Raw genomic sequence first — 15,851 nt, 5'->3', positions numbered from 1 at the left:
GGTCGGGTGTCAGGTCTCGGGGGTGAAATCGAGCGAGGCGGAGTTCATGCAGTACCGCAGGCCGGTGGGGGCTGGCCCGTCGGGGAACACATGCCCCAGGTGCGACCCGCATTGTGCACACACGGTTTCGGTGCGGACCATGCCGTGGCTGGTGTCGGTGATCTCGCGGATCGCGCCGGGCACGGCCTCGCTGAAGCTGGGCCAGCCGCAGCCGGCGTCGAACTTGGTGCGGGAGTCGAACAGCTTCGCGCCGCAGCAGATGCAGTGGTAGCTGCCGTCGGCCCATACCTGCTCGTACTTGCCGGTGAAGGGCCGCTCGGTGGCGGCGTGGCGGGTGACCTCGAAGGCGCGCGGCTCGGCGCCCTTGGCGGCCAGCAGGGCCTGCCACTCGGCCTCGGATTTGTGGATCGGGTAGGTCATGAGGAGCAGCTGATCTCGATGGAGGATGCCCAGTCGGGCGGGAAGCCGGCGTAGTCTGCCTCAAGCGCCGGGTGCTCGGCGAAGGGATCCTGCAGCAGCGCCAGCAGGCGGTCGACAACCGAGAAGTCGCCCGACTGCGCGGCCTGGATCGCCAGCTCGCCCAGGAGGTTGCGCAGCACGTACTTGGGGTTGGTGGCGCGCATGCGCGCGCCGGCCTCCCCGGCCTCCTCGGCCAGGCGTGCGGCATAGGCCGCGTGCCAGCGGTCGAAGGCGTCGCGGTCGGGGAACAGATCGCGCACCGGCGCCAGGGGGCCGCCGGCCACGTGGTCGGCCAGGCGGCGCCAGAAGATCGGGTAGTCGATGCGGCCCTCGGCGAGCAGGTGCAGCACGCCGTCGACCAGCGCACGGTCGGTCTCGCGCGGCGCGGACAGGCCGAGCTTGGCGCCCATGCGGGCCAGCAGCTCGCGCGGGAAGACCGTCTTGTAGGACTCCAGCGCAGCGAGCGCGAGATCGGGGTCGTCGATCACCGGCAGCAGCGCCTGGCCCAGGCAGAACAGGTTCCAGTAGGCGACGTTGGGCTGGCGGTTGTAGGCGTAGCGGCCGCCGGTGTCGCTGTGGTTACAGATGTGGCCGGGGTCGAAGGCGTCGAGGAACTGGAACGGGCCGTAGTCCAGGGTCAGGCCCAGGATGCTCATGTTGTCGGTGTTCATCACGCCGTGGCAGAAGCCCGCCGCCTGCCACTGGGCCACCATCGCCGCGGTGCGCTCGCTCACCTGCTCGAGGAAGGCCGCATAGGCGTTGCCGCCGAACCGCCCGGTGCCGCGGCACTGCGGGTACCAGCGGTCGATGACATGGTCGGCCAGCGCGCGCAGCTCGGCGTCGCGCCCGGCGGCCGCGAAGTGCTCGAAGTGGCCGAAGCGGATGAAGCTGGGTGCCACGCGCGTGACCACGGCGGCGGTCTCGATCGTCTCGCGCCGCACCGGCGCCGGCGAGCCGGTGACCATGAGCGCCCGGGTGGTGGGGATGCCCAGGGCCGCCATGGCTTCCGAGGCCAGGAATTCGCGGATGCTCGATCGCAGCACGGCACGGCCGTCGCCCATGCGTGAGTACGGCGTGCGGCCCGCCCCCTTGAGCTGGAACTCCTGCGGCCCGGCCGGCGTGTCCGCCTCGCCCAGGAGGATGGCGCGGCCGTCGCCGAGCTGGCCGGCCCAGACGCCGAACTGGTGGCCGCTGTAGACCGTGGCCACCGGGCGGGTGCCGGCCAGGGGCAGGTTGCCGGTGAAGGCCTGCACGGCGTCCTCGCCGCGCAGGGTGTCCGGGTCCAGCCCCAGCTCGCGGGCCAGGCGTTCGCTCAGGCCCACCAGGTGCGGCGCGGGCAGCGGCGTGGGCGGCAGGGGGGTGTGGAAGGACGGGCCGAGGCGCGTGAAGCCGTCGCGCCAGTCCAGGCCCAGGTCGAGGGCGGGAGCGTCCGCCAGGGTGTCGGTCATCGGGCGGATTGTCCCGCACCACCCCGGGCCCCCGGGCGCATGAGGGATTTCCGGGGCACCGCGGCCGCCGGCCCGGCGGGATACTGCCGCGCCTTGAACAAGACGGGAGAGCCCATGCGCGGCCTGATGCAAGACCAGCCCCTGCTGATTTCCAGCCTGATCACCCATGCCGAGCGGCACCACGGCGACACCGAGGTCGTCTCGCGGCGGGTGGAGGGGGACCTCCACCGCTGCACCTGGCGCGACGTCGCCGGGCGTGCCCGCCAGGTGGCGAACGCGCTGGACCGCATGCAGCTCGGCTTCTCGGACCGGGTCGCCACCCTGGCCTGGAATGGCTACCGGCACCTGGCGCTCTACTTCGGCGTGTCCGGCTCCGGCCGGGTGCTGCACACCCTCAACCCGCGCCTGCATCCCGACCAGATCGCCTGGATCGTCAACCACGCCGAGGACCGGGTGCTGTGCTTCGACGCCACCTTCCTGCCGATCGTGCAGGCGATCCATGCGCGCTGCCCCGGCGTCCGGCACTACGTGATGCTGTGCGAGGCCGGCGGCCTGCCCGCGGACAGCGGCATCCCCGGGCTGGTGGCCTACGAGGACTGGGTCGGCGCCGAGCCCGCCACCTACGACTGGCCGGTGTTCGACGAGAACACCGCCTCGAGCATGTGCTACACGAGCGGCACCACCGGCCACCCGAAGGCCGCCCTGTACAGCCACCGATCGACCCTGCTGCATGCCTACGGCGCGGCGCTGCCCGACGTGATGGGCCTGCGCGCGGCGGACGCGGTGCTGCCGGTGGTGCCGATGTTCCATGTGAACGCCTGGGGCATCCCGTACTCCGCGGCGCTGGTCGGCTGCAAGCTGGTGTTTCCGGGCCCGGCGCTGGATGGGAAATCGGTCTACGAGCTGATCGAGGCCGAGGGCGTGACCTTCGCGGCCGGCGTGCCCACGGTGTGGCAGATGCTGCTGGCGCACGTGGCCGCGGGCGGCCTGCGTTTTTCCACCCTGAAACGCACGGTGATCGGCGGCTCGGCGTGCCCGCCGGCCATGATCGACGCCTTCCGCGAGCGGTACGGCGTGGAGGTGCTGCACGCCTGGGGCATGACCGAGATGAGCCCGCTGGGCACGCTGTGCACCCTGAAGAACAAGCACCTGTCGCTGCCGCCCGGCGAGCAGGCCCGTCTGCGCCTGAAGCAGGGGCGGGCGATCTTCGGCGTGGACATGCGCATCGTCGGGGATGACGGCCGCGAGCTGCCCTGGGACGGCGCCACCGCCGGTGACCTGCAGGTGCGCGGGCCCTGGGTGGTGGCGCAGTACTTCAAGGGCGAGGGCGGCGACCCGCTGCGCCACGACCAGGGGGTGGACTGGTTTCCCACCGGCGACGTGGCCACCATCGACGCCGACGGCTTCATGCAGATCACCGACCGCAGCAAGGACGTGATCAAGTCCGGCGGCGAATGGATCTCCTCCATCGACATCGAGAACATCGCCATGGGCCATCCCGCGGTGGCCATGGCCGCCTGCATCGGCATGAAGCATCCGAAGTGGGACGAGCGCCCCCTGCTGGTGGTGGTCCGGCGTCCGGGGGCCGCCCTGACGCGCGAGGAGATGCTGGCGTTCTACGAAGGCAAGTCGGCGAAATGGCAGGTGCCCGATGACGTGGTCTTCGTCGACGCCATTCCCCTGGGCGCGACCGGCAAGATGCTCAAGACCCGCCTGCGGGAGACCCTGAAGGACTACCGCCTGCCGACGGCGTGACCGTGGTCCGGCGCAGCGCAGCCTCCACCGGCGCGGGGTCGGCCATGCGCACCGAGATCAGGTGGTGCGGCTCCACCAGGTACTCGCGGCGGCCCTTGGGGATCACGCCGCGCGGCAGGGGGCGGGGCAGGGGACGCTCGGTGCGCACCACGAAGGTGTCGCGCTGCCGCTCGACCAGGGTCACCCGCATGCCCCGCGGCGCGAAGACCGAGTCGCCCAGCGCATGCACCGTCTTGCGGCCTGCGGTACCGCCCGCGCCCTTGTGCAGCAGGTCCACCTTGCGCTGCTCGTGCAGGCAGCGGGTGATGCGTGCGAGGTTGGCGAAGTCCTTCCAGTTGCCGAAGCTGCGCGCGTTGTAAAGCACGCCCAGGACGTCGCGCTCGGCCTGCGTGAAGTCCACCCCGTCGGCCTCGGCCAGGCTTTCGATCGTGCGGCGGGTGGACGCCACCCGGTCCTCGTCGCCCTCGCGCAGGGGCTCGCCGGTGAGCTTGTGCGTAAGGTAGCCGCTGAGGCTGTCCACCGCCAGCCCGCGGGTCAGGCCGCTGGCCGGAAGGCCCAGGGCCTGCGCCGTGCCCTGGGCAGCGCCGCAGGCATACGCGCCCGGGTAGGCCGCGAGCAGTTCTCCCAGCAGCGTGCTGAAACGCAGCGCCGGCGACTGTGGCGTGCCCTTGCCGCCGAGGGCCACGCACAGCATCACCGGGGCGACGTTCGGCGCGGCATCCACCAGGGCGCGGGACTGCACGCCGCGGCCGGCCGAGCGCGGCTCGTAGGTTTCGGCCGCCGCCTCCTTGCGGGCCGCCTCCAGCCCCTCCAGCCAGGCCGCGTCGTCGTGGTGGCTGCCGCTCGCAATGGCGGGGACGGCCCCGCTGGCGAGCCGGGCGGCCAGGGGTCCGGTGACGGCCTTGGCCAGCCGGGCAGGGTCGGGAAACACGGCCACCCGCAGCTGGCCCGCCTCCAGCAGGTCGTGGGCGCCGAGCATGGGCTGCAGGGCGGCGCGTGCGGCGTCGTTGGCCCGCAGCAGGGCGTGCAGCATCATCACCTGCTGGAGTTTCTGCGGATCCCCATGGAGCAGCGCCTGGCGCAGCGCCCTGAGCGGGCGTTCCTCGAGCAGCTTGAGCAGCTGCCGGGTGCGGTGCCTCTGCGGCGGGTCATGCGCCAGGGCATCGGCGACCACGGCCAGGAAGTCGTGCGCCGGGGCGCCGTCCGCCTCGCCGGTGCAGGGCGTCATCAACGGGCTGGCGGCCACCGTCGCCCGGACCTGCCGGGGCACCAGGGCGCGCGCCACCGCGGCCCGGTCCCCCTGGACCAGGGCCGTGAGCAGGGTGTCTGGATCGCAGGGCAGGTGGCCCAGGTCCTGGCCGGTGATGTGCCCGTGGAGCGCCCGTTCCAGCCGGTCGGCCTCCTGGCCGGAGAGCCGCGCGGCCAGCTCGAGCAGTTCGCGGCAGCGGGGATGCACGAGCAGCGCCTGGACATCGCGGACCGCGCCCGCGGTGAGGCGGCCGGTGTTCGACTGCTGCGTGCGTTGGGCGTCGACCAGCAGGCCGTGGTGCGGTACCCACACGATGCGGCGCCCATCCGGCTTGCCGTCGCGGACGGCCGAGGTCGCCGAGCCGGCCAGGAGCCCGTGTTCCTGGGGCGTGGCCAGCAGCAGGTCCTGGCGGCCGGCGGCCAGGTCGGCGACCCAGGCCGCATCCCCGCTGGCGCCGGCCCTGCGGCGGGCCTGCGCGTACCGGCCCAGCGTGTCCTGGAGTGCCTCGCCCCGTGCCTTGAGCGCATGCAGGCGGGTGGCCGCACCGGCCGGCGTGGCCAGCCCCGCGCCCAGGGCGGCCTGCGAGGCGAGCACCCGGCCCGTGCCGCCGGCCTTCCAGGCCCGCCGGAACTCCTGCCCCATCCAGGCCAGCGTGCCGCCCTGCTCGACCGGGGTGAAGCGCGCGATCTCCCACGGGTCGATCGCCCCCGTGCCGCTGGCGGACACGCCCGCGGCGACGGCGGCCGCGGGCGTCGGGACGTCCGGCAGCGCCTGCGCGGGCGAGCGCGCGAGGCCCAGGAGGGCGGAAGGCAGCAGGGTCAGGGCATGCATGGCGTTTCCTTGGCGCGGGTCAGTGCGCCGGGCCTTGCGCGGTGGGCTGTGGCTGCCCCGCCGCGTCGGCGATGGCCGTCAGGCCGTGGGCGACGGCCACGCCCAGGCCGACTGCGCCGACCAGGAGCCAGGTCACGGGCACCGCCAGGGCCAACATGGCCACCACGGCGGCGGCCGTGACGAGGGCCGCCTTGAGGACACCGGCTTTCAGACGGTCCCAGGCAGAGGCGGCGGGCTGGGTGCGTGGCGCGAGGGTCTGTTCGGCAGGGGCGGCGGCCTGCTGCGAGAGCGGCACCCGGGTGGGCGGGAGCTGCGGGTGGGACTGGCTGGGCGATGACAGCGAACCTGAATCCGGCGTCACCTCGGCGCGCGCAGGGCGGCCGCAGCCGGTGAGGGACTGGAATCGAGCGGACAGGGTGTGGCACACCTCAGTGAACATGGGCTTCTCCGGAAGGGCGGGGCAGGGAGGGGGAAGGGACAGGCTCGCTCGATGCGGGCCTGCGGGCGGATCGGTAACGGCCGCCCCGGGTTGGTTCTGCGGGGCGTGTCGGCGCGGGGCCTGGGCTCAGTTCATCGGGGGCGCGTCGGCCGGCAGGTCCTGCGGAATCTCCGGCGCCGGGAAGTTCACCCGCTGCGCGTCGGCGACGGGGTCCGGCTGATGCGCCACGGGCGGAGGCTGATGGGGGAGAGGGAGAGGCTGATGGGGGAGGGGCTGAGGCTGATGGGGCTGAGGCAGTGCCTGATGTGGCACGGCCTGATGCGGCAAGGCGTACGGCGGCGCTGGCGGCAGGGCTGGAGCCCACCCGGGCGGCAGGGCCGGTTGCGGTGCGACGGCCTGCTTGTCCAGGCGGTCCAGGACCAGGGCCGCGATGCCGACGGCAACCGCGGCGCCCACCGGGCCTCCGGCCAGCGCGCCGATCACCGCGGCGCCGATGAGGGCGATGGCCCGGAACCACCGCTGCTCGATGCGCGGGTGGGCGCGGTGGTCGTCCAGGCTGGCGGCGGGCAGGCGTGGGACGGCCGCCGGCGCGACGGCTTGCCGATGCAGCGGGTGTTCGACGGGCGCGGGGACTTGGGGCTGGCCTTGCGCACCCGGTGGAGGGAAAGCCGGTTGGGCGAGGACGGGCTGAGCCAGGACGGGTTGACCGACTGCCTGGCCGACGGCCTGGTCGACCGGGTGAACGGCCTGGGGCTGCGCGACGCTGGGTTGTCGCTGGATGTTGTTGTTCATGGCACCTCCGGATTCAATGCACCAGCCGTTCACCGGCGAGCTGCCCGCGGGCGACACGGCTGGCGTCGGCCAGGCGGTCCAGGGCGGCCGCGAGGGCCGCGGCATCGAGCGTGTCGATCGGCAGCACCAGGCACAGGGCCAGCGCGCGGGCCTGCGGGTGGTAGCCGAAATGCGGGCGCCCGAGCTCCGACTGGGCGAGGTTGGCAAGCAGCGCGCCGATGAGGATCCCCTGAAGTTCGTCGGCGTCGGCCTCCCCCAGGCTGGCGGCGAGCCGCAGCTCGCCCTGCGCCGGCGCGAACTGGAGCTCGAGGGTGAGGTCGTCGGCGAACCGTAGCGCGCAGGCGCCGTGGGCATCCAGGCCCGGCGGCGCGATCCCCAGGTGGCGGGCGAGGTCGAAGAGCAGGTCGGCCGGGGTCATGCGGCCTCCGCCGGGGAGGGGAAGGCCGCCAGCCCGGCGCGCCAGGCCACGGCCCGGGCCAGGAAGCCCTCCAGTGCGCCGGCGAAGGCCGGGTAGGCCAGCCCCTCGGTGTCGAACCAGTGCTGGAGGAAGACCTCGCCGTCGAAATCGGCGCAGAGGACGCCGCAGGCCGGGCCGGGCGGGAACAGGTTGCCGGCGAGCAGGGCCTCGAGCAGGGTCAGGTCCTCGAGGTCGGCGCGCCCGAGGTGGGCGCGCAGGGCGAAGCCAGGGTGGCCGGCGACCGGGCCGAAGCGCACGACGGTGTCGTCGAAACGGATCGCGATGGCGCCGTCGGCATCGGGCGACGGCGGCGGGAAGCGCAGCTCGGCGCACAGGTTGCGGAGGATGTCGTCCAGCGGCATGGGCCTTCTCCTGCGGGGGATGCCCGCCACGCAGCCTAGTAACGGTCCCGGCAGGCGGGTTCCTGCCGGCCCCTGTTGCGACGGAGACACCGCCGCCCGCGCCCGCGGGCGCGGGTTGCGCGATGATCGAAGCCCTGCGAACCACAGCCCGAGGCCCCTGCACCTTGTCCGACTCCCTGTCTTTCGGCGTCACCATCCCCTTCGTCGAGCACCTGGGCTTTGCCCTGACCCGCTTCGACGGCGGCCATTCGGCGATCGCCTTCACCCCGAAGCCCGAGCACCTCAACTCCTTCAGCGTCTGCCACGGCGGCGCGCTCATGACCCTGCTCGACGTGACCCTGGCCACCGCCGCGCGCAGCGTGGACGCCGACATGGGGGTCGTCACCATCGAGATGAAGACCAGCTTCATGCAGCCGGCCAAGGGCGTGCTGCGCAGCGAAGGCCGGCTGGTCCACCGCACCGCCACGCTGGCGTTCGTCGAGGGGACGGTCTACGATGCAGCGGGCAAGGCCTGCGCGCACGCCACCGGCACCTTCAAGTACGTGCGGCGCCTGCCCACCGGCCCGCGCGAGGCGCAACCGCTCAACCTGATCCCGACCGACTGACACCCACTCCCCGGAGCGATCCGATGACCACCCCGATGTCCTCCCAGGCCGGCCCCCAGCGGCGCCGGACCGGCCGGGACTGACGGGGGAGGCGGGCATGGACACCGGCCGCGACGCGTTCAACCAGCCCGCGCCGCTGCCCGAGGGCGACCTGTTCGCCCGGCACCGGGCGATGCAGGACACGCTGCGCCATCTCGCCCCGGGGCTGGACACCGCCCCGCTGCATGCCCTGGGCCGGCTGGCCGGGTCGCGCGAGATGCAGGTCCACGCCCGGCTGGCCCATGTGCACGGCCCGCAGCTGCATACCCATGACCGCTTCGGCCACCGTGTCGACGCGGTCGAGTTCCACCCCAGCTACCACGCGCTGATGGCCGCCGCCGTGTCGGCCGGCCTGCACGGCGCGCCCTGGGCCGGCGGCTCGCACCTGGCGCGCGCGGCCGGCTTCATGCTGTTCACGGAACTGGAGCCGGCGGTGCTGTGCCCGGTCTCCATGACCTATGCGGCGATGCCGGCGCTGCGGCACAACGCGGCGATCGAGGCCGCGTGGCGGCCTGCGCTGACGGCCCGCGCCTACGACCCGTCGCCCCGGCCCTGGCAGGCCAAGGCCGGCCTGACCCTCGGCATGGGCATGACCGAGAAGCAGGGCGGCTCGGACGTGCGTGCCAACACCAGCCGCGCCGCGCCCGATGGCGAGGACGCCTGGGGCGTGCGCCACCGCCTCACCGGGCACAAGTGGTTCTTCTCCGCGCCGCAGTCCGACGCGCACCTGGTCATCGCCCAGGCGGATGCCGGGCCGACCTGCTTCCTCCTGCCCCGCGTGCTGCCCGAGGGCGGCCGCAACGCGGTGCGACTGGTGCGCCTGAAGGACAAACTCGGCAACCGCGCCAATGCGAGCGCGGAGGTCGAGTTCGACGGGGCGCTGGCCTGGCAGGTGGGGGAGGCGGGCCGCGGCATCGCCCGCATCCTGGAGATGGGCGCGCTCACCCGGCTGGACTGCGCCCTCGGCACCGCCGGCCTGATGCGGCAGGCCCTGTCGCTGGCCCTGGACCATGCCCGCCAGCGGCAGGCCTTCGGCCGGCCGCTGCTGGCCCACGACCTGATGCGCAACGTCCTCGCCGACCTGGCGCTGGAGTCCGAAGCCGCCTGCGTGCTGGCCCTGCGGGTGGCCGCCACGCTGGACCGCGCCGGCGACCCGCGCGAGGCCGCCCTGGGCCGCCTGCTCACGCCGGTGGCCAAGTTCTGGGTCTGCAAGCGCGGCGCCGCCTTCGCCCAGGAGGCGATGGAGTGCCTGGGCGGCAACGGCTACGTGGAGGCGGACGGGGAGGGCGTGATGGCCCGCATCTACCGCGAGATGCCGGTCAACTCCATCTGGGAGGGCGCCAGCAACCTGATGGCGCTGGACCTGCTGCGCGCGCTGCGCCAGCCGGGCGCGGCCGAGGCGCTGGAGTCGCTCCTCGGCCCGGCGCGCGGCGCGCATCCGGCGCTGGACGCCGCGATCGCGGCCTTGCCGGCACGGCTGGCGCGCGAGGCCACCGAGGACCAGGCCCGGCGGCTGGCGCAGGACCTCGCCCTCGCCGCGCAGGCGGCGCTGCTGTGGCAATGCGCGCCGGCGCCGGTGGCGCTGGCCTTCACCGCCTCGCGGCTGGCCCAGGCCGGCGGCGGGGCCTTCGGGCTGCTGCCGCCCGGCCTGCCGCTGGACGACCTGCTGGCACGCGCCATGCCGCACTGACCCCACAGGACGCACGCCCCGACGACGCCGACCGACCCGCACAGCGAAAGGATCCGCGATGAACGCACCCGCCCCCGACCTGCTCCTGCACCACTACCCGATGTCGCCGTTCTCCGAAAAGATCCGGCGGGTGCTGGCGCACAAGCGCCTGGCCTGGAAATCGGTGGTGGTGCCGGCGGTGCTGCCCAAGCCCGACGTGGTGGCACTCACCGGCGGCTACCGGCGCACGCCCTTCCTTCAGGTGGGGGCCGACATCTACTGCGACAGCGCGCTGGTGTGCGACGTGCTCGAGCACGTGCAGGCCGAGCCGCCGCTGTACCCGCCGCACCTGCGCGGCGTCTCGCGGGTGTTCGCGCAGTGGGCCGACACCACGCTGTACGGGGCCGCCATGGCCTACAACTTCCAGCCGCGGGGCGCGGCCCAGGTCTTCAAGGGCGACGATGCGATCGCGGCCGCCTTCGCCGCCGACCGCAAGGCCATGCGCACCAACATGACGGTGCTGCGGGCGCCCGATGCCACCAGCGCCTACCGCTCCTACCTGCGGCGCATCGCCAGCATGGTCGAGGAGCACGACTTCCTGTTCGGGGCGGATGCCTGCGTCGCCGATTTCGCCGCCTACCACCCGCTGTGGTTCACGCGGCACCGCGTGCCGGCCCTGGCCGAGATCCTGGCGATCACGCCCGCGGTGGGCGAGTGGATGGACCGCATCGCCGCCTTCGGCCCCGGCCGGGGCGAGGACTTCGCCTCGGCCGACGCGCTCGAGGTGGCGGCCCGCCACGAGCCGCGGCCCGCCGGCGAGAACCTGCTGGTGGACAGCGGCTTCCAGGACGACCATGGCATCGCCCTGGGCGCGCGCGTGACGGTCACGCCCGAGTCCTTCGGCAACGAGCAGACCGAAGGCGAACTCGTCGCCGCCACCCGCACCCACTACACCCTGCGCCGCGCCGACCCGCGCGCGGGCACGGTGCACGTGCATTTCCCCCGCATCGGCTACGTGCTCAGGCCGGCCTGACCGGCTCGGAGCGGAAGTCCGGCTCGCCCAGGCGCTGCCCGGCGGGTTCGCGCCGGGCGGGCGCCTCGGCCGGCTCGTACAGGGCCTGCGGCGGCCGCAGCGGGGCCTCGAGCGCCGGCTCCAGGCGGGCCAGCCGGGCGTCGACCCGCGCCTCCATCTCGCCCAGGCGCGAGGCCAGCGCCCGGTGCAGCTGCTCCAGCTGCGCGCGCTGGTCCCGCAGGCTGCGGGCCAGCGCCTGGTCCAGGGCGGAGGCGGCGGTGGCCTCGTGGTGGCGGGCGTCGCGCAGGTGCGTCTCCAGCACCTGGCGCAGTTCGGTGAAGCGCGAGGCCTCGGCGCGTTCGGCCAGCTCGCGCTGGGCCTGCAGCACCCGCGCCTGGTCGCGTTCCAGCCGGCGGTGGTGCGCCTCGCGGGCCGCGCCGCTGGCGACGAAGGCGACCACGGCGAGCGCCAGCAGGCCCAGCATCAGCAGGGGCAGGGGGACGGTGGCCGTGCCCCAGACCAGGTTCACCGGGGTCGGGCGGTTGAATTCCTCCCAGTTCAGGAGCGCGAAGACCACGACGGCCGCCGTGGCCAGAACGAGGAGCAGGGAGCGCAGGCGCATGGGGCCTCCGGGACGGGCGAAGTCGCCCAGCGTCGCCGGGCGCGGGCGGCGGCGCTGTCGGCGCCCGGCGCGTGCCGGCGTCCCCGGGCGGCGCGGGGGCGTGTGGCACACTCGCCCGTCCCGAAAACCTCCCCAGTTTCCCTCCCGAATGCAAAGCATCCGCAGCCAGATCGCCGCCGAGTTGAAGGTCCAGGAGCGGCAGGTCGAGGCCGCCGTCACCCTGCTGGATTCCGGCGCCACCGTCCCCTTCATCGCCCGCTACCGCAAGGAGGCCACCGGCGGCCTCGACGACGTGCAGCTGCGCGAGCTGGAGTACCGCCTGGGGTACCTGCGCGAGATGCAGGAGCGCCGCGAGACCATCCTGAAAAGCATCGAGGAACAGGGCAAGCTGACCCCGGAACTGCGCGCCGCGATCGAGGCCGCGCCGACCAAGCAGGAGCTCGAGGACCTGTACCTGCCGTACAAGCCCAAGCGCCGCACCAAGGGCCAGATCGCCCGCGAGTTCGGCATCGAGCCGCTGGCCGACAGGCTGTTCGCCGACCCCACGCTGGACCCTCAGGTGGAGGCCCAGGCCTTCGTGAAGGCCGAGAAGGGCGAGGGCGGCGAGGATTTCACCACCGTGATGGCGGTCCTCGACGGCGTGCGCGACATCCTCTCCGAGCGCTGGGCCGAAGACCCGGCCCTGGTGCAGTCGCTGCGCGAGTGGCTGTGGGCCGAGGGCCTGTTCAAGTCCCGGCTGGCCGCCGGCAAGGACGAGAACCACCCCGACGTCGCCAAGTTCCGCGACTACTTCGACTACGACGAACCCATCGGCCGCGTGCCCTCGCACCGCGCCCTGGCGGTGTTCCGCGGTCGCCAGCTCGAGATCCTGGAGGCCAAGCTGGTGCTGCCGGTGGAGCCCGAGCCGGGCAAGCCCTCGATCGCCGAGGGCCGCATCGCGCTGCACCTGGGCTGGAGCCATGCCGGCCGCCCCGCCGACGACCTGCTGCGCAAGTGCGTGGCCTGGACCTGGCGGGTCAAGCTGTCCCTCTCGAGCGAACGCGACCTCTTCGCCCGCCTGCGCGAGGACGCCGAGAAGGTGGCCATCAAGGTCTTCGGCGACAACCTGCGCGACCTGCTGCTGGCGGCCCCCGCCGGCCCGCGCGTGGTGATGGGCCTGGACCCGGGCATCCGCACCGGCGTGAAGGTGGCGGTGGTGGATGCCACCGGCAAGCTGGTGGACACCGCCACGGTGTTCCCGCACGAGCCGCGCCGCGACTGGGACGGCTCGCTGCACACGCTGTACAAGCTGTGCGAGAAGCACAACGTCAACCTCATCGCCATCGGCAACGGCACCGCCAGCCGCGAGACCGACAAGCTCGCCGCCGATCTGATCAAGCGCCTGCCCGGCGAGGTGCAGAAGGTGGTGGTCAGCGAGGCCGGCGCCTCGGTGTATTCCGCCAGCGAGTACGCCTCGCAGGAGATGCCCGATGTGGACGTGAGCCTGCGCGGCGCCGCCTCCATCGCCCGCCGCCTGCAGGACCCGCTGGCCGAGCTGGTCAAGATCGACCCCAAGTCCATCGGCGTCGGCCAGTACCAGCATGACGTGAACCAGGGCGAGCTCGCCCGCACGCTGGACGCGGTGGTCGAGGACTGCGTGAACGGCGTGGGCGTGGACCTGAACACCGCCAGCGTGCCGCTGCTGGCCCGGGTCTCGGGCCTGTCGCAGTCGGTGGCCAGGGCGGTCGTGCGCTGGCGCGAGGCGCATGGCGCGTTCAGGAACCGCCAGCAGCTGCTGGAGGTGTCGGGCCTGGGCGCCAAGACCTTCGAGCAGTCCGCCGGCTTCCTGCGCATCCGCGGCGGCGACAACCCGCTGGACATGACCGGCGTGCACCCCGAGACCTACCCGGTGGTCGAACAGATCATCGTGAAGCTGGGCAAGCCGGTGCAGGAGGTCATGGGCCGCGCCGAGATCCTCAAGCCGCTGCGGCCCGAGGCCTTCGCCAGCGAGAAGTTCGGCGCCATCACCGTGAAGGACATCCTGTCCGAGCTGGAGAAGCCGGGCCGCGACCCGCGCCCGGACTTCAAGGTGGCCCGCTTCAACGACGGCGTGGAGGACATCGCCGACCTGAAGGAAGGCATGGTCCTGGAGGGCACGGTGAGCAACGTGGCCCAGTTCGGCGCCTTCGTCGACCTGGGCGTGCACCAGGACGGCCTGGTCCACGTGAGCCAGCTCGCGCACAAGTTCGTGAACGACGCGCGCGAGGTGGTGAAGACCGGCGACATCGTCAAGGTCAAGGTGCTCGAGGTCGACCCGGTGCGCAAGCGCATCAGCCTGACCATGAAGCTCGATGCCGCCCCGGCCGGCGCGCGCCGCGACCGCGGCGGCGACAACCGCTTCGAGGGCGCCGGCCGCGGCTACCGCCAGCCGCCGCAGCAGCCGATGAATACCGCCATGGCCGGCGCGTTCGCCAAGCTGCAGGGCCTGCGCAAGTAGGGCGCTCCACTCGGCTGAGATGAACCCGCGGCCGGCGGCGGGTTCCGCAAGGCGGCGCCGGGGAGGGCCCCGGTTCCACCCCAAGGAGCCTTGCCGTGAAGCCGATCCACAAGACTGACGCCGCCCCCGTGTTCCGCCCCCCGGCGCCCGCACCGGAGGGCAAGGCCGACGGCCCCGGCGCCAGCGGCCCGGCCGGGAGCCGCTCGGTCGCGGTCCTCGATCCCGCCGCCCCGCAGAGCGCAGCCGCCCACGCGGCCCGCCAGCGGCTGCAGGACGCGGGCGAGCCCGAGCCCGAGGCCGGCTGTGGCGACCGCAAGTACGGGCCGGGCGCCATGGCGTCCCGGGTCACCGGGCTGGAAGGCGGCGCGGGCGACGCCGGCGGTTTCGACGGCGAGTTGCTGGGACGGCGCTGGGCGGCCGGCGGCGAGGACGGCGCCCGGGCCGAACGCCAGATCGACCGCTGGGTCGCCCGCCTGGCGGACCGCTGCCAGGCGGCCGACGGGAAGGCCGACGGGAAGGCCGGGCCCGAGCCAGGGAGTGCCGGACGGCCGCTGCGCGACGCCATCGCGGCGGTCGGCCGCGGGCTGGCCTGCGCCCCGCCCGCCACGCGCGAGCGCCTGTGCCAGGCCCTGGTGTCCAAGGCCATGGCGCCGGGCGCGTGGCTGGAGGGCACGGATTGGCGCCAGGCCGCCGGGGACGCCGTCCTCCTGGGCACCCTCGGCGCCTTGCACGCGTCGGCCGGCGCCGACGCCATCGCCAAGGACGAGCTGCTGCGGCTGGAGTGCGAGGTGCTCAAGGCCCGCGGCGACCTGGCCGCGGGGGACCGGCGCCGCGACCCGCGCTTCCCGTTGCACAAGGTCATCGCTGAACTCAGGAACTGGCGCGACGGCCTGGACGTGGGGCAGCTGTCGTACCTCCGCGCCTACCGGCTGGTCCGCTACCTGGCGCGCCTGGGCAATGCGGGAACGCTCGAGGGCAGCCGCCAGCTGGCGGCGGCGATGCAGGAGGTGTCGTCCGGGCGGCTGATCGCCATCTTCAACCAGTACGGCGAGCCGGCCTGGGCCGGCAGCGATGTCCTCAAGGTGATGATGCAGGGCTGCGGCGTGAACGCCGGCGCGGCGGGCTGTGCGGCCTGGGCCGTCGGCTGCGACCTGGACGACCTCGCCAGCCTGGAGCGCATGGACGCGAGCCCGGCCGAGGCCGAGACGGACGGGCCGGACTTCGGCACGGCGCGCGGCGCCCGGATCGTCGCCCGCCTGCGGGAACTCCAGCCCTCGCTGCCCGGCTGGGGCGAGCGGCACCTCGTGAAGGGCCTCTACCACCTGCGGACCCTGCTGCGGGGGCAGCCGTCCCGCGTCGACGCCGACCTGCGCGCCATGCTCTGGCAGTACGCGGCGACCGGCGAGGCGCGGGACGTGGTGGCGCTCGCCACCCAGTACGCGCGCTTCGCCGCCGGCCCGGGCCTCACGGGGCCGGGCTGCGAGGACCTGGCCGACGAGTTCGTCGAGATTTCCCTGCGCCCCCGGGGCGTCCCCGCGGCCGGCACGCGGGCGACCGGCGAGCGGCGCGCCCTGATCCTGGAGGGCCTCCAGGCCGGCTCGGGGCACCCGGGCTCCGGGTACCATTGATGGGTTAG

Annotated in this window: 14 protein-coding genes; 6 read left to right on the top strand and 8 right to left on the bottom strand. The window is 73.8% G+C overall.

Going from position 1 to position 15,851, the window contains the following annotated elements; translation table 11 throughout:
* Positions 1-9: 9 nt before the first annotated feature.
* Both msrB and ACT80S_RS06845 read right to left on the bottom strand, forming a co-directional pair.
* Positions 10-420: a peptide-methionine (R)-S-oxide reductase MsrB gene (msrB, locus tag ACT80S_RS06850; RefSeq protein ID WP_377414276.1), complete on the bottom strand. Its 411-nt coding sequence runs from the start codon at positions 418-420 to the stop codon at positions 10-12.
* Positions 417-1,907 carry a protein adenylyltransferase SelO gene (locus tag ACT80S_RS06845; RefSeq protein WP_377414274.1) on the bottom strand — a complete coding sequence of 497 codons (1,491 nt, stop codon included), beginning with the start codon at positions 1,905-1,907 and terminating at the stop codon, positions 417-419. The genes msrB and ACT80S_RS06845 overlap by 4 nt, the downstream gene beginning before the upstream one ends.
* 114 nt (positions 1,908-2,021) lie before the next feature.
* Between ACT80S_RS06845 and ACT80S_RS06840 the strand changes: the two genes are divergently transcribed.
* Entirely contained in the window at positions 2,022-3,662 is a 1,641-nt protein-coding gene (locus tag ACT80S_RS06840; RefSeq protein WP_377414551.1) for a 3-(methylthio)propionyl-CoA ligase, read from the top strand.
* Here ACT80S_RS06840 and ACT80S_RS06835 read toward each other — a convergent pair.
* From ACT80S_RS06835 to ACT80S_RS06815, 5 genes are all read right to left on the bottom strand, one after another.
* Positions 3,610-5,742, bottom strand: a complete 2,133-nt coding sequence (locus ACT80S_RS06835; RefSeq protein ID WP_377414271.1) for a hypothetical protein — start codon at positions 5,740-5,742, stop codon at positions 3,610-3,612. The genes ACT80S_RS06840 and ACT80S_RS06835 overlap by 53 nt on opposite strands.
* Positions 5,743-5,761: 19 nt before the next feature.
* The gene (locus ACT80S_RS06830) at positions 5,762-6,181 is read right to left on the bottom strand and encodes a hypothetical protein (protein ID WP_377414269.1); all 420 of its coding nucleotides are present in this window, start codon (positions 6,179-6,181) and stop codon (positions 5,762-5,764) included.
* 126 nt (positions 6,182-6,307) lie between these two features.
* Positions 6,308-6,973: a hypothetical protein gene (locus ACT80S_RS06825; protein WP_377414267.1), complete on the bottom strand. Its 666-nt coding sequence runs from the start codon at positions 6,971-6,973 to the stop codon at positions 6,308-6,310.
* A gap of 13 nt (positions 6,974-6,986) precedes the next feature.
* Positions 6,987-7,391: a type III secretion system chaperone gene (locus tag ACT80S_RS06820; RefSeq protein ID WP_377414265.1), complete on the bottom strand. Its 405-nt coding sequence runs from the start codon at positions 7,389-7,391 to the stop codon at positions 6,987-6,989.
* A complete protein-coding gene (locus ACT80S_RS06815; protein WP_377414263.1) occupies positions 7,388-7,792 on the bottom strand; it encodes a type III secretion system chaperone in 405 nt (134 codons plus the stop codon). The genes ACT80S_RS06820 and ACT80S_RS06815 overlap by 4 nt, the downstream gene beginning before the upstream one ends.
* Before the next feature lie 176 nt (positions 7,793-7,968).
* Between ACT80S_RS06815 and ACT80S_RS06810 the strand changes: the two genes are divergently transcribed.
* From ACT80S_RS06810 to ACT80S_RS06800, 3 genes are all read left to right on the top strand, one after another.
* Positions 7,969-8,397: a PaaI family thioesterase gene (locus ACT80S_RS06810; RefSeq protein WP_377414549.1), complete on the top strand. Its 429-nt coding sequence runs from the start codon at positions 7,969-7,971 to the stop codon at positions 8,395-8,397.
* A gap of 97 nt (positions 8,398-8,494) precedes the next feature.
* Positions 8,495-10,126 carry an acyl-CoA dehydrogenase family protein gene (locus tag ACT80S_RS06805; protein WP_377414261.1) on the top strand — a complete coding sequence of 544 codons (1,632 nt, stop codon included), beginning with the start codon at positions 8,495-8,497 and terminating at the stop codon, positions 10,124-10,126.
* 58 nt (positions 10,127-10,184) lie between these two features.
* Entirely contained in the window at positions 10,185-11,138 is a 954-nt protein-coding gene (locus ACT80S_RS06800; RefSeq protein ID WP_377414259.1) for a glutathione S-transferase family protein, read from the top strand.
* On the opposite strand, the gene ACT80S_RS06795 is transcribed toward ACT80S_RS06800, so the two are convergent.
* Positions 11,125-11,739, bottom strand: a complete 615-nt coding sequence (locus ACT80S_RS06795) for a hypothetical protein (RefSeq protein ID WP_377414256.1) — start codon at positions 11,737-11,739, stop codon at positions 11,125-11,127. The genes ACT80S_RS06800 and ACT80S_RS06795 overlap by 14 nt on opposite strands.
* A 148-nt stretch (positions 11,740-11,887) precedes the next feature.
* Between ACT80S_RS06795 and ACT80S_RS06790 the strand changes: the two genes are divergently transcribed.
* Together ACT80S_RS06790 and ACT80S_RS06785 are read left to right on the top strand one after the other, a co-directional pair.
* Positions 11,888-14,215 (top strand): Tex family protein, encoded by a 2,328-nt coding sequence (locus ACT80S_RS06790; RefSeq protein WP_377414254.1) that lies wholly within the window; start codon positions 11,888-11,890, stop codon positions 14,213-14,215.
* A 95-nt stretch (positions 14,216-14,310) separates the two neighbouring features.
* A complete protein-coding gene (locus ACT80S_RS06785; RefSeq protein ID WP_377414252.1) occupies positions 14,311-15,843 on the top strand; it encodes a hypothetical protein in 1,533 nt (510 codons plus the stop codon).
* Positions 15,844-15,851: the final 8 nt, after the last annotated feature.

This window comes from Ramlibacter sp. MAHUQ-53 (assembly GCF_052600055.1).
The sequence above is the reverse complement of the archived record's forward strand: the minus strand, read 5'-3'. Positions and strand labels throughout refer to the sequence as shown.